Origin of the sequence: Streptomyces curacoi, from assembly GCF_001513975.1 — a bacterium.
In the GTDB taxonomy this organism is placed as follows: Bacteria; Actinomycetota; Actinomycetes; order Streptomycetales; family Streptomycetaceae; genus Streptomyces; species Streptomyces curacoi.
Genome location: NZ_KQ947984.1, coordinates 766,334 through 782,852, shown reverse-complemented (window position 1 = coordinate 782,852; position 16,519 = coordinate 766,334). Strand labels below are relative to the sequence as shown.

General features: G+C 68.8%; 14 protein-coding genes. 11 read left to right on the top strand and 3 right to left on the bottom strand.

Features of this window, described 5'->3' with window-relative positions:
* Positions 1–48 precede the first annotated feature (48 nt).
* Together AQI70_RS03490 and AQI70_RS03485 are read left to right on the top strand one after the other, a co-directional pair.
* Positions 49–1,674 (top strand): MFS transporter, encoded by a 1,626-nt coding sequence (locus AQI70_RS03490; RefSeq protein WP_062143890.1) that lies wholly within the window; start codon positions 49–51, stop codon positions 1,672–1,674.
* 272 nt (positions 1,675–1,946) lie between these two features.
* Positions 1,947–2,252, top strand: a complete 306-nt coding sequence (locus AQI70_RS03485) for a hypothetical protein (protein ID WP_062143887.1) — start codon at positions 1,947–1,949, stop codon at positions 2,250–2,252.
* Positions 2,253–2,289: 37 nt separating this feature from the next.
* On the opposite strand, the gene AQI70_RS03480 is transcribed toward AQI70_RS03485, so the two are convergent.
* Positions 2,290–3,039, bottom strand: a complete 750-nt coding sequence (locus AQI70_RS03480; RefSeq protein ID WP_062143884.1) for a potassium channel family protein — start codon at positions 3,037–3,039, stop codon at positions 2,290–2,292.
* A gap of 88 nt (positions 3,040–3,127) precedes the next feature.
* Positions 3,128–5,875: a pyruvate dehydrogenase (acetyl-transferring), homodimeric type gene (aceE, locus tag AQI70_RS03475; protein ID WP_062143881.1), complete on the bottom strand. Its 2,748-nt coding sequence runs from the start codon at positions 5,873–5,875 to the stop codon at positions 3,128–3,130.
* 363 nt (positions 5,876–6,238) lie between these two features.
* Between aceE and AQI70_RS03470 the strand changes: the two genes are divergently transcribed.
* From AQI70_RS03470 to AQI70_RS03445, 6 genes are all read left to right on the top strand, one after another.
* Complete coding sequence (locus AQI70_RS03470) at positions 6,239–6,676, top strand: DUF3052 domain-containing protein (protein ID WP_004001582.1); 438 nt, start codon at positions 6,239–6,241, stop codon at positions 6,674–6,676.
* A gap of 119 nt (positions 6,677–6,795) precedes the next feature.
* Positions 6,796–7,254 carry a peroxiredoxin gene (locus AQI70_RS03465; RefSeq protein WP_062143878.1) on the top strand — a complete coding sequence of 153 codons (459 nt, stop codon included), beginning with the start codon at positions 6,796–6,798 and terminating at the stop codon, positions 7,252–7,254.
* 139 nt (positions 7,255–7,393) lie between these two features.
* A complete protein-coding gene (locus tag AQI70_RS03460) occupies positions 7,394–7,969 on the top strand; it encodes a calcium homeostasis/redox stress adaptation protein (RefSeq protein WP_004001584.1) in 576 nt (191 codons plus the stop codon).
* A gap of 138 nt (positions 7,970–8,107) precedes the next feature.
* On the top strand, positions 8,108–8,683 hold the full coding sequence (locus AQI70_RS03455) for a TerD family protein (RefSeq protein WP_062143875.1): 576 nt from the start codon (positions 8,108–8,110) through the stop codon (positions 8,681–8,683).
* Positions 8,684–8,874: 191 nt separating this feature from the next.
* Positions 8,875–10,023 (top strand): DUF475 domain-containing protein, encoded by a 1,149-nt coding sequence (locus AQI70_RS03450; protein WP_062143872.1) that lies wholly within the window; start codon positions 8,875–8,877, stop codon positions 10,021–10,023.
* Between the two features lie 103 nt (positions 10,024–10,126).
* A complete protein-coding gene (locus AQI70_RS03445; protein ID WP_062143870.1) occupies positions 10,127–10,864 on the top strand; it encodes a TerD family protein in 738 nt (245 codons plus the stop codon).
* A gap of 111 nt (positions 10,865–10,975) precedes the next feature.
* On the opposite strand, the gene AQI70_RS03440 is transcribed toward AQI70_RS03445, so the two are convergent.
* Complete coding sequence (locus AQI70_RS03440) at positions 10,976–11,788, bottom strand: TerD family protein (RefSeq protein WP_062143868.1); 813 nt, start codon at positions 11,786–11,788, stop codon at positions 10,976–10,978.
* A gap of 187 nt (positions 11,789–11,975) precedes the next feature.
* Between AQI70_RS03440 and AQI70_RS03435 the strand changes: the two genes are divergently transcribed.
* From AQI70_RS03435 to AQI70_RS03425, 3 genes are read left to right on the top strand one after another with little or no spacing between them, the layout of a single operon-like run.
* A complete protein-coding gene (locus AQI70_RS03435) occupies positions 11,976–13,142 on the top strand; it encodes an HpcH/HpaI aldolase/citrate lyase family protein (protein WP_062143865.1) in 1,167 nt (388 codons plus the stop codon).
* Between the two features lie 23 nt (positions 13,143–13,165).
* Positions 13,166–15,637: a phosphoribosyltransferase gene (locus AQI70_RS03430; RefSeq protein ID WP_062143862.1), complete on the top strand. Its 2,472-nt coding sequence runs from the start codon at positions 13,166–13,168 to the stop codon at positions 15,635–15,637.
* Complete coding sequence (locus tag AQI70_RS03425) at positions 15,637–16,455, top strand: HAD family hydrolase (RefSeq protein ID WP_062143860.1); 819 nt, start codon at positions 15,637–15,639, stop codon at positions 16,453–16,455. Before AQI70_RS03430 ends, AQI70_RS03425 begins: the two co-directional genes overlap by 1 nt.
* The last annotated feature ends 64 nt before the right edge of the window (positions 16,456–16,519 follow it).

Here is a 16,519-nt window from a genome sequence, read left to right as displayed (position 1 = left end):
TGTGAATTGGTTTGTCAATTGTCAGAGGCTGTCACTAGCCTCGAACGCATGACTAGTCAGACCACCATCAAATCGACGGGGTCGGGGGACAAGGCACCAGGAGCTCCGTCGGACGCGACGCCGGCCAAGGGACTGCGCGGGCACCCTTGGTTCACTCTGATCACCGTCGCAGTGGGGGTCATGATGGTGGCCCTCGACGGCACCATCGTGGCCATCGCCAACCCGGCCATCCAGAAGGACCTCGAAGCCAGCTTCGCCGAGGTCCAGTGGATCACCAACGGTTACTTCCTGGCTCTCGCTGTCTCCCTGATCACCGCGGGCAAGCTCGGCGACCGCTTCGGCCACCGCCAGACCTTCCTCATAGGCGTGGTCGGCTTCGCCGCCGCCTCCGGTGCCATCGGCATGTCCGACAGCATCGCGCTCGTGGTCGTCTTCCGCGTTCTCCAGGGCCTCTTCGGCGCGCTGCTGATGCCGGCTGCGCTCGGCCTGTTGCGGGCGACCTTCCCGGCCGAGAAGCTCAACATGGCCATCGGCATCTGGGGCATGGTCATCGGCGCCTCCACCGCGGGCGGCCCGATCCTCGGCGGTGTCCTCGTCGAGCACGTCAACTGGCAGTCGGTGTTCTTCATCAACGTGCCGGTGGGCATCCTCGCTGTCGTCCTCGGCGTCATGATCCTGCTCGACCACCGCGCCGAGAACGCCCCGCGCTCCTTCGACATCCTGGGCATCGCCCTGCTGTCGACGGCCGTGTTCTGCCTGGTGTGGGCGCTGATCAAGGCCCCGCCGTCCGAGTGGGGCTGGGGGGACCCGAAGACCCTCGGCTTCCTCGGCGCCTCCGTGCTGGGCTTCGTCCTCTTCGCCTTCTGGGAGACGAAGGTCAAGGAGCCGCTGATCCCGCTCGGGCTGTTCCGCTCCGTGGCGCTGTCCGCGGGTGTCGTGCTGATGATCCTCATGGCCATCGCGTTCATGGGCGGCCTGTTCTTCGTGACGTTCTACTTGCAGAACGTGCACGGCATGAGCCCGATCGACGCCGGCCTCCACCTGCTGCCGCTGACCGGCATGATGATCGTCGGCTCCCCGCTCGCGGGCGCCATGATCACCAAGTTCGGCCCGCGCATCCCGCTGGCGGGCGGCATGGCGCTCACCGCGATCGCCATGTACGGCATGTCCACGCTTCAGACCGACACCGGCAGCGGCGTCATGTCGCTCTGGTTCGCCCTCCTCGGCCTCGGCCTCGCGCCGGTCATGGTCGGCGCCACGGAGGTCATCGTCGGCAATGCGCCCATGGAGCTCTCCGGCGTGGCCGGCGGTCTCCAGCAGGCCGCGATGCAGATCGGCGGCAGCCTCGGTACGGCCGTCCTGGGCGCCGTCATGGCCTCCAAGGTCGACAGCGACCTGGCCGGCAACTGGACGGACGCGGGGCTCCCGCCGCTCACGGCGGCCCAGGAGGCCCAGGCCTCCGAGGCGGTCCAGGTCGGCGTGGCACCCCTGGCCCCGGGCACCCCGGACGCCGTCGCCGCGAAGATCACTGACGTGGCACACGACACGTTCATCTCGGGCATGAGCGCGGCGTCCCTCGTCGCCGCCGGCGTGGCCGTCGTCGCCGTCTTCGTCGCCTTCCTCACCAAGCGGGGCGAGAACGCGGAGGCGGGCGCGGGCGCCGCGCACATCTGACGCGCCGCGGACGAACGGAGGATCGGCGGCGGGAGTTCCCCTATCAGGGTGACAACCCCGAAGATCCCTCCCACCCGGCACGCGCCGCAGGTCACAGTGGGTCAAGTCCTCCGTACGGCATGTTCCTCGGGCAAGTTCGTACGATGCGGAGGGCGACCCGGGCCGCGGCGCGCTGCCGGAGGGGGACAGCGCGCCGACGGCCCGAAACACGCACGCATGACCGGCGCACCATGGGTACTCGCCAAGTCGAACGCCGACTCAGGGAGTTGACGATGGCGGGCTTCGGACATGGAACGCGCAGGTACCCCCGCTCACGTGGCCGGACGTGGTCACGGACCGGGCCGGATCGCGCGACGCTCGGAATCGCCGGAACCATCTGCGCGGTCGCTGGATTCTTCGTCCTGGGCATCATCCTGGGCCCCGTGGCGATCATTTGCGGCTGGCTGGCGATGGGCCGCAGCTGGACCGGGGCCCGCCCTGTACCCGCGTTGGTCGCGGTGATCCTGGGCGCGATAGACACCTTGCTGGCCATCATCTGGCTGGCGGGGGCGGCAGCGCCGGGCAACGGCCTGATGTAGCGCCCAGGAGCCCGGGGTGGGCCGGCTGCAGTACCGGCTAACGCACCTGCTTGTCACCCACCCCGTTCCCCGACAGCGCTGCGACCTCCGCTCGCAGCGCCCGCACCTCCTCGGTCAGGAGCCGTATGGCTTCCGTCTGCCGCCGCTCCTCCACGTCGTCCATCTCGAACCGCGCTATGAACCACGCGGCGATGTTCGCGGTCACCACACCCAGCAGGGCGATCCCCGACAGCATCAGCCCCACCGCGAGCATCCGCCCCAGCCCCGTGGTCGGCGCGTGATCCCCGTATCCCACGGTCGTCATGGTGGTGAACGACCACCACACCGCGTCACCCAGCGTCTTGATGTTCCCGTCCGGCGAGTTGCGCTCCACCGACAGCACGGCCAGCGACCCGAACATCATCAGCCCGACCACCGCCCCGCCGACATAGGTGGTGAGCCGTATCTGCGAGGCCATCCGCGCCCGTTGCCCCACCAGCAGCAGCGTGGACACGAGCCGCAGCAGCCGCAGTGGCTGTATCAGCGGCAGCAGCACCGCGCACAGGTCAAGCCAGTGCGACCGCACGAACTCCCACCGCCGCTCGGCGAGGAGCAGCCGGACGACGTAGTCCAGCGCGAACGCGCCCCACACCACCCACTCCACGACGAGGCACGCGTGCACCACCGCACGGCTCGCGTCCGGCTCGACGATCGGCACGGCATAGGCCACGGCGAACACCAGGGCCAGCGCGAACAGGGGACGTTGGCTGAGTCGTTCCCAACGGTTTTGTGCGGGCGGCTGCTTCATGGCCGCATCGTAGGAAAGGTGAAGGGGTGGTGTACCCCGCAGGTCACCCACGGGCACACCACCCCATCAAGCCGTTGACGGCACGACGCTACGCGTCGCCTCCCGCGGCCCCCGGGTCCGCCGCCGACACGTCAAGAAGCTGGTAGCGGTCGATCGCCTGCTTGAGCACCGACCGGTCCACCTTCCCCTCCTTCGCCAGCTCGGTCAGCACGGCGACGACCACCGACTGGGCGTCGATGTGGAAGAACCGCCGCGCCGCACCCCGCGTGTCCGCGAACCCGAACCCGTCCGCGCCCAGCGACTGGTACGTCCCCGGCACCCAGCGGGCGATCTGGTCCGGCACCGACCGCATCCAGTCGGACACCGCCACGAACGGCCCCTCGGCACCGGTGAGCTTCCGTGTGACATACGGCACCCGCTGCTCCTCCTCCGGATGCAGCAGGTTGTGCTCCTCGCACTCCACGGCCTCGCGCCGCAGCTCGTTCCAGGAGGTCGCCGACCAGACGTCCGCCTTGACGTTCCACTCCTCGGCGAGGATCTTCTGCGCTTCGATCGCCCAGGGGACGGCCACACCGGACGCGATGATCTGGGCGGGGATCGACCCCGCCGTGCCCTCGCTGAAGCGGTAGACGCCCTTGAGGATGCCCTCGACGTCCACGTTCTCCGGCTCGGCCGGGTGCTGGATCGGCTCGTTGTAGACGGTGAGGTAGTAGAAGACGTCCTCGCCGTGCGGGTGCTCGGCGTCGCCGCCGTACATCCGCCGCAGACCGTCCTTGACGATGTGCGCGATCTCATAGCCGAACGCCGGGTCGTACGCCACACAGCCCGGGTTGGTCGAGGCGAGCAGCTGCGAGTGGCCGTCGGCGTGCTGCAGGCCCTCACCGGTCAGCGTCGTACGGCCGGCGGTCGCACCCAGCACGAAACCACGCGCCAGCTGGTCCGACATCTGCCAGAACTGGTCGCCGGTGCGCTGGAAACCGAACATCGAGTAGAAGACGTACACCGGGATGAGCGGCTCGCCGTGCGTGGCGTACGCCGAGCCCGCCGCGATCAGCGAGGCCGTGCAGCCCGCCTCGGAGATGCCGTCGTGCAGCATCTGCCCCTGCGGCGACTCCTTGTAGGCGAGCAGCAGATCGCGGTCGACCGCCTCGTACTGCTGGCCGAGCGGGTTGTAGATCTTCGCACTCGGGAAGAACGAGTCCATGCCGAACGTGCGGTACTCGTCCGGCGCGATCAGCACGAACCGCCTGCCGATCTCCTTGTCCCGCATGAGGTCCTTGAGCAGCCGTACGAACGCCATGGTGGTGGCGATCGACTGCTGGCCCGAGCCCTTCTTCACGGTCGCGTACGTCTTGTCGTCCGGAAGTGCCAGCGGCTTCGACCGCACGACTCGGGTCGGGACGTACCCGCCGAGCCCCTTGCGGCGGTCGTGCATGTACTGGATCTCCTCGGAGTCCCGCCCGGGGTGGTAGTAGGGCGGGAGACCGCTCTCCAGGTCCTTGTCGGCGATCGGCAGGTGCAGCCGGTCGCGGAAGCGCTTGAGGTCGTCGACCGTCAGCTTCTTCATCTGGTGCGTGGCGTTGCGGCCCTCGAAGTTCGGGCCCAGCGTCCAGCCCTTGATCGTCTTGGCGAGGATCACCGTCGGCTGGCCCTTGTGGGCGCGGGCCGCCGAGTACGCCGCGAAGATCTTGCGGTGGTCGTGACCGCCGCGGCCCAGGTGCAGGATCTGGTCGTCGGTCATGCCCTCGACCATCGCGCGCAGCCGGTGGTCGTCGCCGAAGAAGTGGTCGCGGATGTAGGCGCCGGTCTCGGTGGCGTACGTCTGGAACTGGCCGTCCGGCGTGGTGTTCATCTTGTTGACCAGGATGCCGTCGCGGTCCTGCGCGAGCAGGGGGTCCCAGCTGCGGTCCCAGATCAGCTTGATGACGTTCCAGCCGGCGCCCCGGAAGATCGACTCCAGCTCCTGGATGACCTTGCCGTTGCCGCGCACCGGGCCGTCCAGGCGCTGGAGGTTGCAGTTCACGACGAAGGTGAGGTTGTCCAGGCCCTCGCGGGCGGCGATGGACAGCTGGCCGAGCGACTCCGGCTCGTCCATCTCGCCGTCGCCCAGGAACGCCCACACATGCGACTTGGAGGTGTCCGCGATACCGCGCGCCTCCATGTAGCGGTTCATCCGCGCCTGGTAGATCGCGCCGATCGGGCCGAGGCCCATCGACACGGTCGGGAACTCCCAGAAGTCCGGCATCAGCCGCGGGTGCGGGTAGGAGGACAGCCCGTACGGCGCCTTCGACTTCTCCTGGCGGAACGCGTCCAGGTTCTGCTCGCCGAGCCGGTCCAGCAGGAAGGCGCGTGCGTAGATGCCCGGAGAGGCGTGCCCCTGGAAGAAGACCTGGTCGCCGCCGTCGCCCTCGTCCTTGCCACGGAAGAAGTGGTTGAAGCCCACGTCGTAGAGCGAGGCGGAGGAGGCGAAGGTGGCGATGTGGCCGCCGACCCCGATGCCCGGGCGCTGGGCCCTGGACACCATGACCGCGGCGTTCCACCGGGTCGCGTTGAGGATCTTGCGCTCGATCTCCTCGTTGCCCGGGAAGAACGGCTCGTCCTTGGTGGCGATCGTGTTGACGTAGTCCGTGCTGCGCATCTCCGGCACGGCCACGCGCTTCTCGCGGGCCCGCTCGATCAGCCGCAGCATCAGATAGCGGGCCCGCTCCCGGCCGCGCTCGTCCACGGCGGCGTTGAGGGAGTCGAGCCACTCCTGGGTTTCCTCGGGGTCGAAGTCAGGAACCTGACTCGGAAGGCCGCCAATGATGATCGGGTTGCGATCGGATCCGGAAGCCACGCTGTTCCTTACCTGTCAGAGGGGCTGTGTTTCTGGGATTTCTGGCTGTCTGCACCGATCCCCATCGTGTACCTCGGGGCGCCAAACGTCATCTCTACTGCGAGGTAACCGGGTCCTGGTAACGGCGGAGTACCCGCGGATGGTTCCCAAACGCGCAAAGGGGGCACATTGGCGTGGTGTGCGTCACCTTGAGACGATGATGGTGTGCCTGGAGTTGCGGTGACACGTTCACGATCGTCACCGTTTCGGCGGTCTGAACGGCCGGGTACTTGCGCGATCCGCCCCGCCCGTGTGGACTACGGCCAATGCTTCGCGCACGCGCGTGGCTGAGTTATTTCCCAAGACATGATCAGGAGGCAACCCGTGAGCGCGACCGCGGACCACGCGGAGGAGCGGACGAACCCTGCCGTCAGGCTGGGGTTCCAGCCCGAGCAGGTGGTCCAGGAGATCGGCTACGACGAGGACGTAGACCAGGAACTCCGCGAGGCCATTGAGGAAGTCGTCGGCAACGAGCTCGTGGACGAGGACTACGACGACGTCGCCGATGCCGTCGTGCTGTGGTTCCGCGACGAGGACGGCGACTTGACGGATGCGCTGGTGGACGCCACCACGTACATCGAAGAGGGCGGCTCGATCCTGCTGCTGACGCCGAAGACCGGCCGTGACGGCTACGTCGAGCCCAGCGACATCTCGGAAGCCGCGACGACGGCGGGGCTGTCGGCGTCCAAGAGCGTCAGCGTCGGCAAGGACTGGAGCGGCAGCCGGCTGGTGACGCCCAAGGCCGCGAAGTCCAAGAAGTAAGTCGGTGACGGTGCCGGGCCGGGCTGCAGAGCCCGGCCCGGCCTCCTGCACGGGCCCCGGTGGCCGCTGCATAGGGTGGGAGCCACCCGAACAGCCCCACCGAAGGGACATCCACGACGATGGCGATCCAGGTCGGCGACAAGGCCCCCGACTTCGAGCTCAAGGACAATCACGGCGCGAGCGTGAAGCTCTCCGACTTCCGCGGCTCCAAGAACGTCGTCCTGCTCTTCTACCCCTTCGCCTTCACCGGCGTGTGCACCGGCGAGCTGTGCGAGGTGCGCGACAACCTGCCGAAATTCTCCGACCGCGACACCCAGGTGCTCGCCGTCTCCAACGACTCCATCCACACCCTGCGCGTCTTCGCCGAGCAGGAGGGCCTGGACTACCCGCTGCTCAGCGACTTCTGGCCGCACGGCGAGGTCAGCCGGGCCTACGGCGTCTTCGCCGAGGACAAGGGATGCGCGGTGCGCGGCACCTTCGTGATCGACAAGGAGGGCGTCGTGCGCTGGACCGTCGTCAACGCCCTGCCGGACGCGCGCGACCTGAACGACTACGTCAAGGCGCTCGACACCCTCTGATCCGGGTCGTCCCCGACACCTGTGAATCTCCGGCACCAAGGCCTGCGAGCGACGGGAACCCGTCACTAGGATCGACTCGTTGATCCGATATCAAACGCACGGCGGGGCTCCCCGCCCCTGGACACCATATGGAGGACTCGTGGGAGTCAGCCTCAGCAAGGGCGGCAACGTATCACTGAGCAAGGAGGCCCCGGGCCTCACTGCGGTCATCGTCGGTCTGGGGTGGGACGTCCGCACCACGACCGGCACCGACTTCGACCTGGACGCCAGCGCGCTGCTGCTGAACAGCGCAGGCAAGGTCGCCAGCGATGCCAACTTCGTCTTCTTCAACAACCTCAAGAGCGCCGACGGCTCGGTCGAGCACACCGGTGACAACCTCACCGGTGAGGGCGAGGGCGACGACGAGCAGATCAAGGTCAACCTCGCCGGCGTCCCGGCCGACGTCGAGAAGATCGTCTTCCCGGTCTCGATCTACGACGCCGAGAACCGCCAGCAGTCCTTCGGCCAGGTGCGCAACGCGTTCATCCGCGTCGTGAACCAGGCCGGCGGCGCCGAGATCGCGCGCTACGACCTCAGCGAGGACGCCTCCACCGAGACCGCGATGGTCTTCGGTGAGCTGTACCGGCACGGGGCGGAATGGAAGTTCCGTGCCATCGGCCAGGGCTACGCGTCGGGCCTGCGCGGCATCGCGCAGGACTTCGGGGTCAACGTCTGAGTTGTGGACGCCTGAGTCCGACAACCGACGCGTGACAGTCCAGCACGCCACTGGCTGAGTCCGGCGCCGCACCGTTTGGGTGCGGCGCCGGATGCGCAGGACAACCAAAGAAGCATCACCCTGGGGAGGACCAGCATCATGGGCGTCACGCTCGCCAAGGGAGGAAACGTCTCCCTGTCCAAGGCCGCACCGAACCTCACTCAGGTGATGATCGGGCTCGGCTGGGACGCGCGCTCCACCACCGGAGCCCCCTTCGACCTCGACGCCAGCGCCCTGATGTGCAACGGCGGACGGGTTCTGGGCGATGAGTGGTTCGTCTTCTACAACCAGCTCAAGAGCCCGGACGGCTCGGTGGAGCACACTGGGGACAACCTCACCGGCGAGGGCGACGGCGACGACGAGTCGATCCTGGTCGACCTCTCCAAGGTGCCGGCCCACTGCGACAAGATCGTCTTCCCGGTCTCCATCCATATGGCCGACGAGCGCGGCCAGACCTTCGGCCAGGTGAGCAACGCCTTCATCCGCGTGGTCAACCAGGCCGACGGCGAGGAACTCGCCCGCTACGACCTCAGCGAGGACGCCTCCACGGAGACCGCGATGATCTTCGGCGAGGTCTACCGCTACCAGGGGGAGTGGAAGTTCCGGGCGGTGGGGCAGGGGTACGCGTCCGGTCTTCGGGGCATCGCCCTGGACTTCGGAGTGGATGTCTCGTAGGGGGCTGCGCATGGCTCTTCGCGAGCTCGCCGCGCCCCGGTCGAGGCGTGGGTACCTGCGGCTATTCGGCGGGAACCAGGTCGGCCTGCCGACCGAGGAGGCGTGCCCGTAGACTCTGTGTTCAACGTCAAACTTTTAGTAAAGCCGAGTACGGCGCAGGGCATCCCCGTACACACAGGATTGGGTAGCCAGTGGTTCTGAAAACCTTCGGCTGGTCGTTCGCGGTCACCGCGCTCGGCCTCGTCGCAGCGGTCTTCTACGGGGGGTGGACCGCCTTCGGCATCGTGGCGATCCTCTCCATCCTCGAAATCTCGCTGTCCTTCGACAACGCTGTGGTCAACGCCGGAATCCTGAAGAAGATGAATGCCTTCTGGCAGAAGATCTTCCTCACCATCGGCATCCTGATCGCCGTCTTCGGTATGCGGCTCGTCTTCCCCGTCGTCATCGTGGCCGTCAGCGCCCAGATGGGGCCGATCGAGGCCGTCGACCTCGCGCTGACCGACAAGGACCGCTACCAGGAACTGGTGACGGACGCCCACCCGTCGATCGCCGCGTTCGGTGGCATGTTCCTGCTGATGATCTTCCTCGACTTCATCTTCGAGGACCGTGACATCAAGTGGCTCGGCTGGCTGGAGCGTCCGCTGGCCAAGCTCGGCAAGATCGACATGCTGTCGGTCTGCATCGCGCTGATCGTCCTGCTGATCTCGTCGATGACCTTCGCGGCCAACGCCCACCAGCATGGCGGCACCCACGTCGACAAGGCGGAGACGGTTCTCCTCTCCGGTGTCGCGGGCCTGATCACGTACATGATCGTGGGCGGTCTCTCCGGCTACTTCGAGGACAAACTCGAAGAGGAAGAGGAACGCGAGCACGAGGCCGAGGAGGAGGCCGAGCGCTCCGGCAAGCCGCGTTCGGCGGTCGCCATGGCGGGCAAGGCCGCGTTCTTCATGTTCCTCTACCTGGAGGTCCTGGACGCGTCCTTCTCCTTCGACGGCGTGATCGGCGCCTTCGCCATCACCAACGACATCATCATGATGGCGCTGGGTCTCGGTATCGGTGCGATGTACGTCCGGTCGCTGACCGTGTACCTGGTCCGCCAGGGCACCCTCGACGAGTACGTCTACCTGGAGCACGGCGCGCACTACGCGATCGGCGCACTCGCCGTGATCCTCATGGTCACCATCCAGTACGAGATCAGCGAGCTCATCACCGGCGGGATCGGTGTGGTGCTGATCGCCGCGTCCTTCTGGTCCTCGGTGCGCCGCAACCGCGCGCTGGCGGCAGCGGAGGGAAAAGCGGTGACCTCGGACGAGAAGACTGAGGTGTCGTCCGGGGTGTGACAACCCTGCAGGTGAGGAACGCTCTGAGCGGGGCGGCCGGGCCTCCGGCCGCCCCGCCGGTTTTTCCGAGTGAACGCAGGTCTTCGTGGGACGTGGGGGCGGAATGGGGTTCTTGGACGGATTCTGGCGGGGCCGGGCGGCCGAGTACGACTCGGGCAGCGCGTCGTCGAACTCGATCGAACTGACGAAGCGGCACGATCGCGTTTCGCTCACGAAGCAGGGCGCCGCCACCGGGCATCTGCGGATCAACCTGACGTGGCGGATGCGCACGTCCGACATCGGGGGGTCGCAGCGGGAGAGCCTGCTGCGGCATCCGTTCAAGGCGCTGAAGCCGCCGGAGGTGCTCGGGCACAGCCAGAGCATGGTCAACGTCGACCTGGACCTCGGGTGCCTGTATGAGCTCACCGACGGGACGAAGGGGGTCGTGCAGCCGCTGGGCGGGCTCCTGGGGGACGTCAACGCGCCGCCGTATGTGAAGCTCAGCGGCGACGACCGGTTCGGGTCGGCGTCCGGGGAGACGATCTACGTCAACCTCGATCACCGGGAGAACATCAAGCGGCTGCTGGTCTTTGTGTACATCTACGACCAGACGCCGGCCTTCGACCGTACGCATGCGATCGTCACGCTGTATCCGAGCAACGGGCCCCGGATCGAGATAGGTCTCGACGAGCGGCACCCGCAGGCCCGGTCCTGTGCGGTGGTGATGATCGAGAACGTGAAGGGCGAGGTCTGGGTCCGCCGTGAGGTGAAGTTCGTCTACGGGTTCCAGGCCGAGCTGGACCGGTTGTTCGGGTGGGGGCTGCAGTGGGGGCGCGGCTACAAGACCAAGGCGGAACGCTGACGCCGGGTCCGGGCCGTTTCGCCCAAGAGCTCGGGGCCTGGTGTCGTGTGGCGACTGCGGGTCGTTCGTGGCTGGTCGCGTAGTTCCTCGCGCCCCTGAAGGGCGCTCCCGTCACCGGCCGATGAATTGGGGGCCCTGTGGAGGCAGGCGGAACTCCTGGGCCGGGGCCGCTGCCGTCACCGGGGGCGGGTAGCCGTAGCCCGACTGGGCCGCGGCGGTGGCCGGCCGGCTCGTCGGCTGGGGGTAGCCGTACGCCGGCTGAGTGGGCGGGGGCTGCTGGGGATAGCCGTAGGACGGCTGGGGCGGGACCACTGCCGTCGGCTGCTCGGGCGGCAGGGGCTGGGAGACCTCAGGCGCCGGGGCGGGCTCCTGCGCCGCTTCCGACTCGTCCACCGAGATGCCGTAGTCCGTTGCCAGGCCCTTGAGGCCGTCCGAGTAGCCCTCGCCGAGGGCGCGGAACTTCCAGCCCTCGCCGCGGCGGTACAGCTCTCCGCAGATCAGGGCGGTCTCCTGGCCCGTCTCCGGCTTGATGTCGAAGTACGCCAGCGGGTCGCCGTCGGCGGCGGTCGCGTCGTACAGCAGGATGCGCAGGTCCCGTACGCAGTCGAAGGCGACGCCGTCCGCCGAAGCGACCAGCAGAATCTGTCCGACGCCGGGCTCGACACCGGCCAGGTCTGTCTGGATCGTGTCGGTGAGGCCCTCGGTGAGCCGCTTCTTGCCGAGCCGCCAGACCTTCCCGGAGGGGTGCCGGGGCTGGTTGTAGAAGACGAAGTCCTCGTCGGAGCGCACACGACCGTCGGGGCCGAGGAGCAGTGCCGAGGCGTCGACATCCGGGACCCCCTGCCCGGGCGTCCAGCGCAGCACGGCGCGTACCGTCGTGGCTTCGAGCGGGACGTTCGACCCCTTCAACATCGCGTGCGTCATGCGGTCATCCTGCCCTCTCCGTCCTGGTCACGACAACGCGGGGGTATGACGGCCATGCACAGTCGTGTTTGTCCGCGTTACCAGAAATTCATGCCTGACGGGAACCCCTGACATGGGTATCTACGTACTATTACCGGCCACCTGTGAACAGGTCACAGGGGCCACCAGGTCACCACGGGGGAGTTCTATGCGTCATTTCGGGCACATCGCCCCGGAGGTGCGGCAGCGCCTCTTCCACCAGGAGCCGTGCGAGTTCAGCTCGGACGCCCCGGCCCGGCTGCTCTCCGCGGCCCTGGGCGCCACGCTCTACAGTCCGGCCACCCGGCCGCGGCTCGCCGACGACATCGTCAAGCAGGCGGCGAACGGCGTGGTCTCGATGGTGCTGTGCCTGGAGGACTCCATCGGTGACGAGGACGTCGCGGCGGGCGAGGAGAACCTCGTCCGGCAGTTCGAGGATCTCGCGGCCCGGGCGGACACCGGGCTGCCGTTGCTCTTCGTCCGGGTGCGCACGCCCGAGCAGATCCCCGACCTCGTCCGGCGTCTGGGCCCGGCCGTGCGGCTGCTGTCCGGTTTCGTGTTCCCCAAGTTCACCGAGGAGCGCGGCATCCCCTTCCTGGAGGCCCTGGCCACCGCCGAGGCCGCCGGCGGGCGGCGGCTGTTCGGCATGCCCGTGCTGGAGACGCCCGAGCTGATGTACCGGGAGTCCCGGGTGGACGCCCTGGAGGGCATCGCACGGGCCGTCGACAAGTACCGGGACCGGGTGCTCGCGCTGCGGCTCGGCGTGACCGACTTCTGCTCCTCGTACGGGCTGCGGCGCGCGCCCGACATGACCGCCTACGACGTCCAGATCGTCGCCTCCGTGATCGCCGACGTGGTGAACATGCTGGGGCGGGCCGACGGCACCGGCTACACGGTGACCGGACCGGTGTGGGAGTACTTCCGCGTCCCCGAGCGCATGTTCAAGCCGATGCTGCGCACCAGCCCCTTCCTGGAGGGACAGGCCGTGGAGTTGCGGGAGAAACTGATTGAGCACGCGATGGACGGGTTGCTGCGGGAGATCTCCCTCGACCATGCCAACGGCCTGCTGGGCAAGACCTGCATCCACCCCTCCCATGTGCCGGCGGTGCACGCGCTGTCCGTCGTCAGTCACGAGGAGTACAGCGACGCCGTCGACATCCTGCGGCCCGAGCGCGGCGGCGGGGGCGTGCTGAGGTCGGCGTACACGAACAAGATGAACGAGGTGAAGCCGCACCGGGCCTGGGCCGAGCGGACCATGCTGCGCGCGGAGGTCTTCGGCGTCGCGCGCGAGGACGTCAGCTTCGTGGATCTGCTGGCCGCCGGAATTCCCGGCTGAACCCACCTCTATCCAAGGGACGCATGAACAACGCAGTGAACAACGGGGTCTGGTCCGGCAGCTGGGTCGCCGAGCGGCTCGGAGTCCAGCTCGTGGGCGACGACGAGCTCACGGAGCTGCTGGGGCTCGCCCTGCGGCGCAACCCCAAGCGGGCGCATCTGCTGGTCTCCAACGTGCTCGGCAAGCACGTACCGCAGTCACCGTCCGTGGTGTACGGCGCCGGTTTCGCCCTCGGGCGCCGGGTGCGGGATCTCCTGGGCGCCGAAGAGGCCGGTGCGGCGGTCGTCCTCGGCTACGCGGAGACGGCGACCGGGCTCGGACACTCCGTCGCGGACGGCGTCGGCCTCGCCCCGTACCTGCACTCCACCCGCCGCCCGGTCGCCGGGGTCGCCCCGGCGGGCGGCTTCGAGGAGTCCCACTCGCACGCCACGTCCCATCTGCTGCTCCCGGAGGACCCGGCCCTGCTGGCCGGCGACGGGCCGCTGATCCTGGTCGACGACGAGTTCTCGACCGGCAACACGGTCCTGAACACGATCCGGGATCTCCACGAGCGGTATCCGCGGCGGCGGTATGTCGTGGTGGCGCTGGTGGATATGCGGTCGGCGGCGGATGCGAGCCGCCTCGCGGATTTCGCCGGGGAGATCGGTGCCCGGGTGGATCTGGTGGCGGCGGCTTCGGGGACGGTGCGGCTGCCGGAGGGCGTGCTGGAGAAGGGGCAGCAGCTTGTCGCCCGGTACGAGGACGCCCCAGGGGCGCGGGGAACCGCGCGACCAGCCCCCACCGGCCCGCATCCGGCCGACAACCGCACCCACCCCCACATCACCCGCGTCGACCTGCACTGGCCCCACGGCCTCCCCGACGGCGGCCGCCACGGCTTCACCCCTCAGCACCGAATACGACTGGAGAGCGCCCTCCCCGCCATGGCAGCCCGCCTGGCTGAGGCGCTGCCCCCCACCGTCCGCCGCGTCCACGTCCTCGGCTTCGAAGAGCTGATGTACGCCCCCCTGCGGCTCGCCCGTGAGCTGGAGCAGGTCGTGGCGGCCGAGGTTTGCTACTCCACCACCACCCGTTCGCCCGTCCTCGCGGTCGACGACCCGGGCTACGCGATACGCACCCGACTGGTCTTCCCGGCCCACGACAACCCGGCGGACGGCCCCGGCGAGCGCTACGCCTACAACGTCGCCGGCGCCGGCTTCGACGCCGTCATCGCCGTCGTCGACTCCGTCGCCGACACATCGGAACTCCACGCGCCGGGAGGCCTGTTGGACCAGCTGGCCGCCCACACCCCGCACGTCATCCTGGCGGTCGTCCCGTCGTACGTCCCCGAAAGGCACTCCATGCTGCCCGAGCCCCTCCGTGGCCCCGCCTTCTCCTCGTACGCCCCGGAGGAGGTCGGCTGGCTGCTGCAGGACCTCTCGGACGTCACGCTGGAGGCGCCGACCGAGGAGCGGGAGGAGGCCATCCAGAGCGGCGGCGCGCACTACGCGGAGTCGCTGCCGGTGGAGTACCAGCCGAGCGAGCAGTACCAGGAGCTGTTCCACACGGCCCTGGAGGAGTCGGCGGCCCGGCTGGCACAGGCGGTCGGCGCGGTCACCGAGCTCGTGCTGGCGGAGCGCTCGCCGCGTCCGGTGCTGGTCTCCCTCGCCCGCGCGGGCACCCCCGTGGGCATCCTCATGCGCCGCTGGGCCCAGTTCCGGCACGGGCTCGAACTGCCGCACTACGCCGTGTCGATCGTGCGCGGCCGGGGCATCGACGCCAACGCGCTGCGCTGGCTGGCCGCGCACCACGACCCCAAGGACGTCGTCTTCGTCGACGGCTGGACCGGCAAGGGCGCCATCACCCGCGAACTCGCGCAGGCCCTGGAGGAGTTCGAGAAGTCCGACGGCATCACCGGCTTCGACCCGGAGATCGCCGTACTGGCCGACCCGGGCTCGTGCGTGCGCACGTACGGCACCCGCGACGACTACCTCATCCCGTCCGCGTGCCTGAACTCCACGGTATCCGGCCTGATTTCGCGCACCGTCCTGCGCGCCGACCTGGTCGGCCCGCACGACTACCACGGCGCGAAGTTCTACCGCGAACTCGCCGGCACCGACGTGTCCGTGGCCTTCCTGGACGCCGTGTCCGCCCGCTTCCCGGAGGTCGTGGACGCCGTCGACGCGCAGGCCAAGGAGCTGCTCTCCGGCGACCGCGCGCCGACCTGGGAGGGCTGGAAGGCCGTCGAGCGCATCAGCGAGGAGTACGGCATCCACGACGTGAACCTCGTCAAGCCGGGCGTCGGCGAGACCACGCGCGTGCTGCTGCGCCGCGTGCCCTGGAAGATCCTCGCGCGGGCCGGTGCCGGCGCCGACCTGGACCATGTCCGACTGCTGGCCGAACAGAGAGGGGTCCCGGTGGAAGAGGTCGCCGAACTGCCGTACACCTGCGTGGGGTTGATCCACCCCAAGTACACGCGGGGCGCGACGGGCGCCGACGGCAAGGCGGTGAACGTCTGATGCCGGTACTGGTGGCGAGCGACCTCGACCGCACACTCATCTACTCGTCGGCCGCCTTGGCGCTGACCATGCCGGACGCGCGGGCGCCGAGGCTGCTGTGCGTGGAGGTGCACGAGAGCAGGCCGCTGTCGTTCATGACGGAGACGGCGGCGCAGCTGCTGACCGACCTCGGTGACGCGGCCGTCTTCGTGCCGACGACGACCCGGACCCGCAAGCAGTACCAGCGCATCAACCTGCCCGGCCCGCCGCCGAAGTACGCGATCTGCGCCAACGGCGGCCACCTGCTGGTCGACGGCGTCTCCGACCGCGACTGGCACACGCAGGTCACCTCCCGGCTGGCCGAGCAGTGCGCGCCGCTCGCCGAGGTGCAGGACCACCTGATGGCGACGGCGTCCCCGGCGTGGGTGCGCAAGCACCGGGTCGCCGAGGACCTCTTCGCCTACCTGGTCGTCGAGCGCGAGCTGCTGCCCGAGGAGTGGGTGAAGGAGCTCGCGGTGTGGGCGGAGAACCGCGGCTGGACGGTGTCGTTGCAGGGCCGCAAGGTCTACGCCGTCCCGAAGCCCCTCACCAAGAGCGCGGCCGTGCACGAGGTGGCCCGGCGGGCGGGGGCTGACCTGACGCTGGCCGCCGGCGACTCCTTGCTGGACGCAGACCTGCTGCTGGCCGCCGACAAGGGCTGGCGGCCGGGCCACGGCGAGCTGGCGGACGCCGACTGGACGGCTCCGGCGATCAGTGCGCTGCCGGAAAGGGGAGTGTTGGCGGGGGAGCGCATCCTGAGGGAGTTCTTGAAGGCAACCCGCACGGAAGCGACCCGATAGGGGCGCGGGGCCGTATCGATATGCGGCCCCGCCGCGTGGGGCGACAAGCCCCACGCACCCGCAG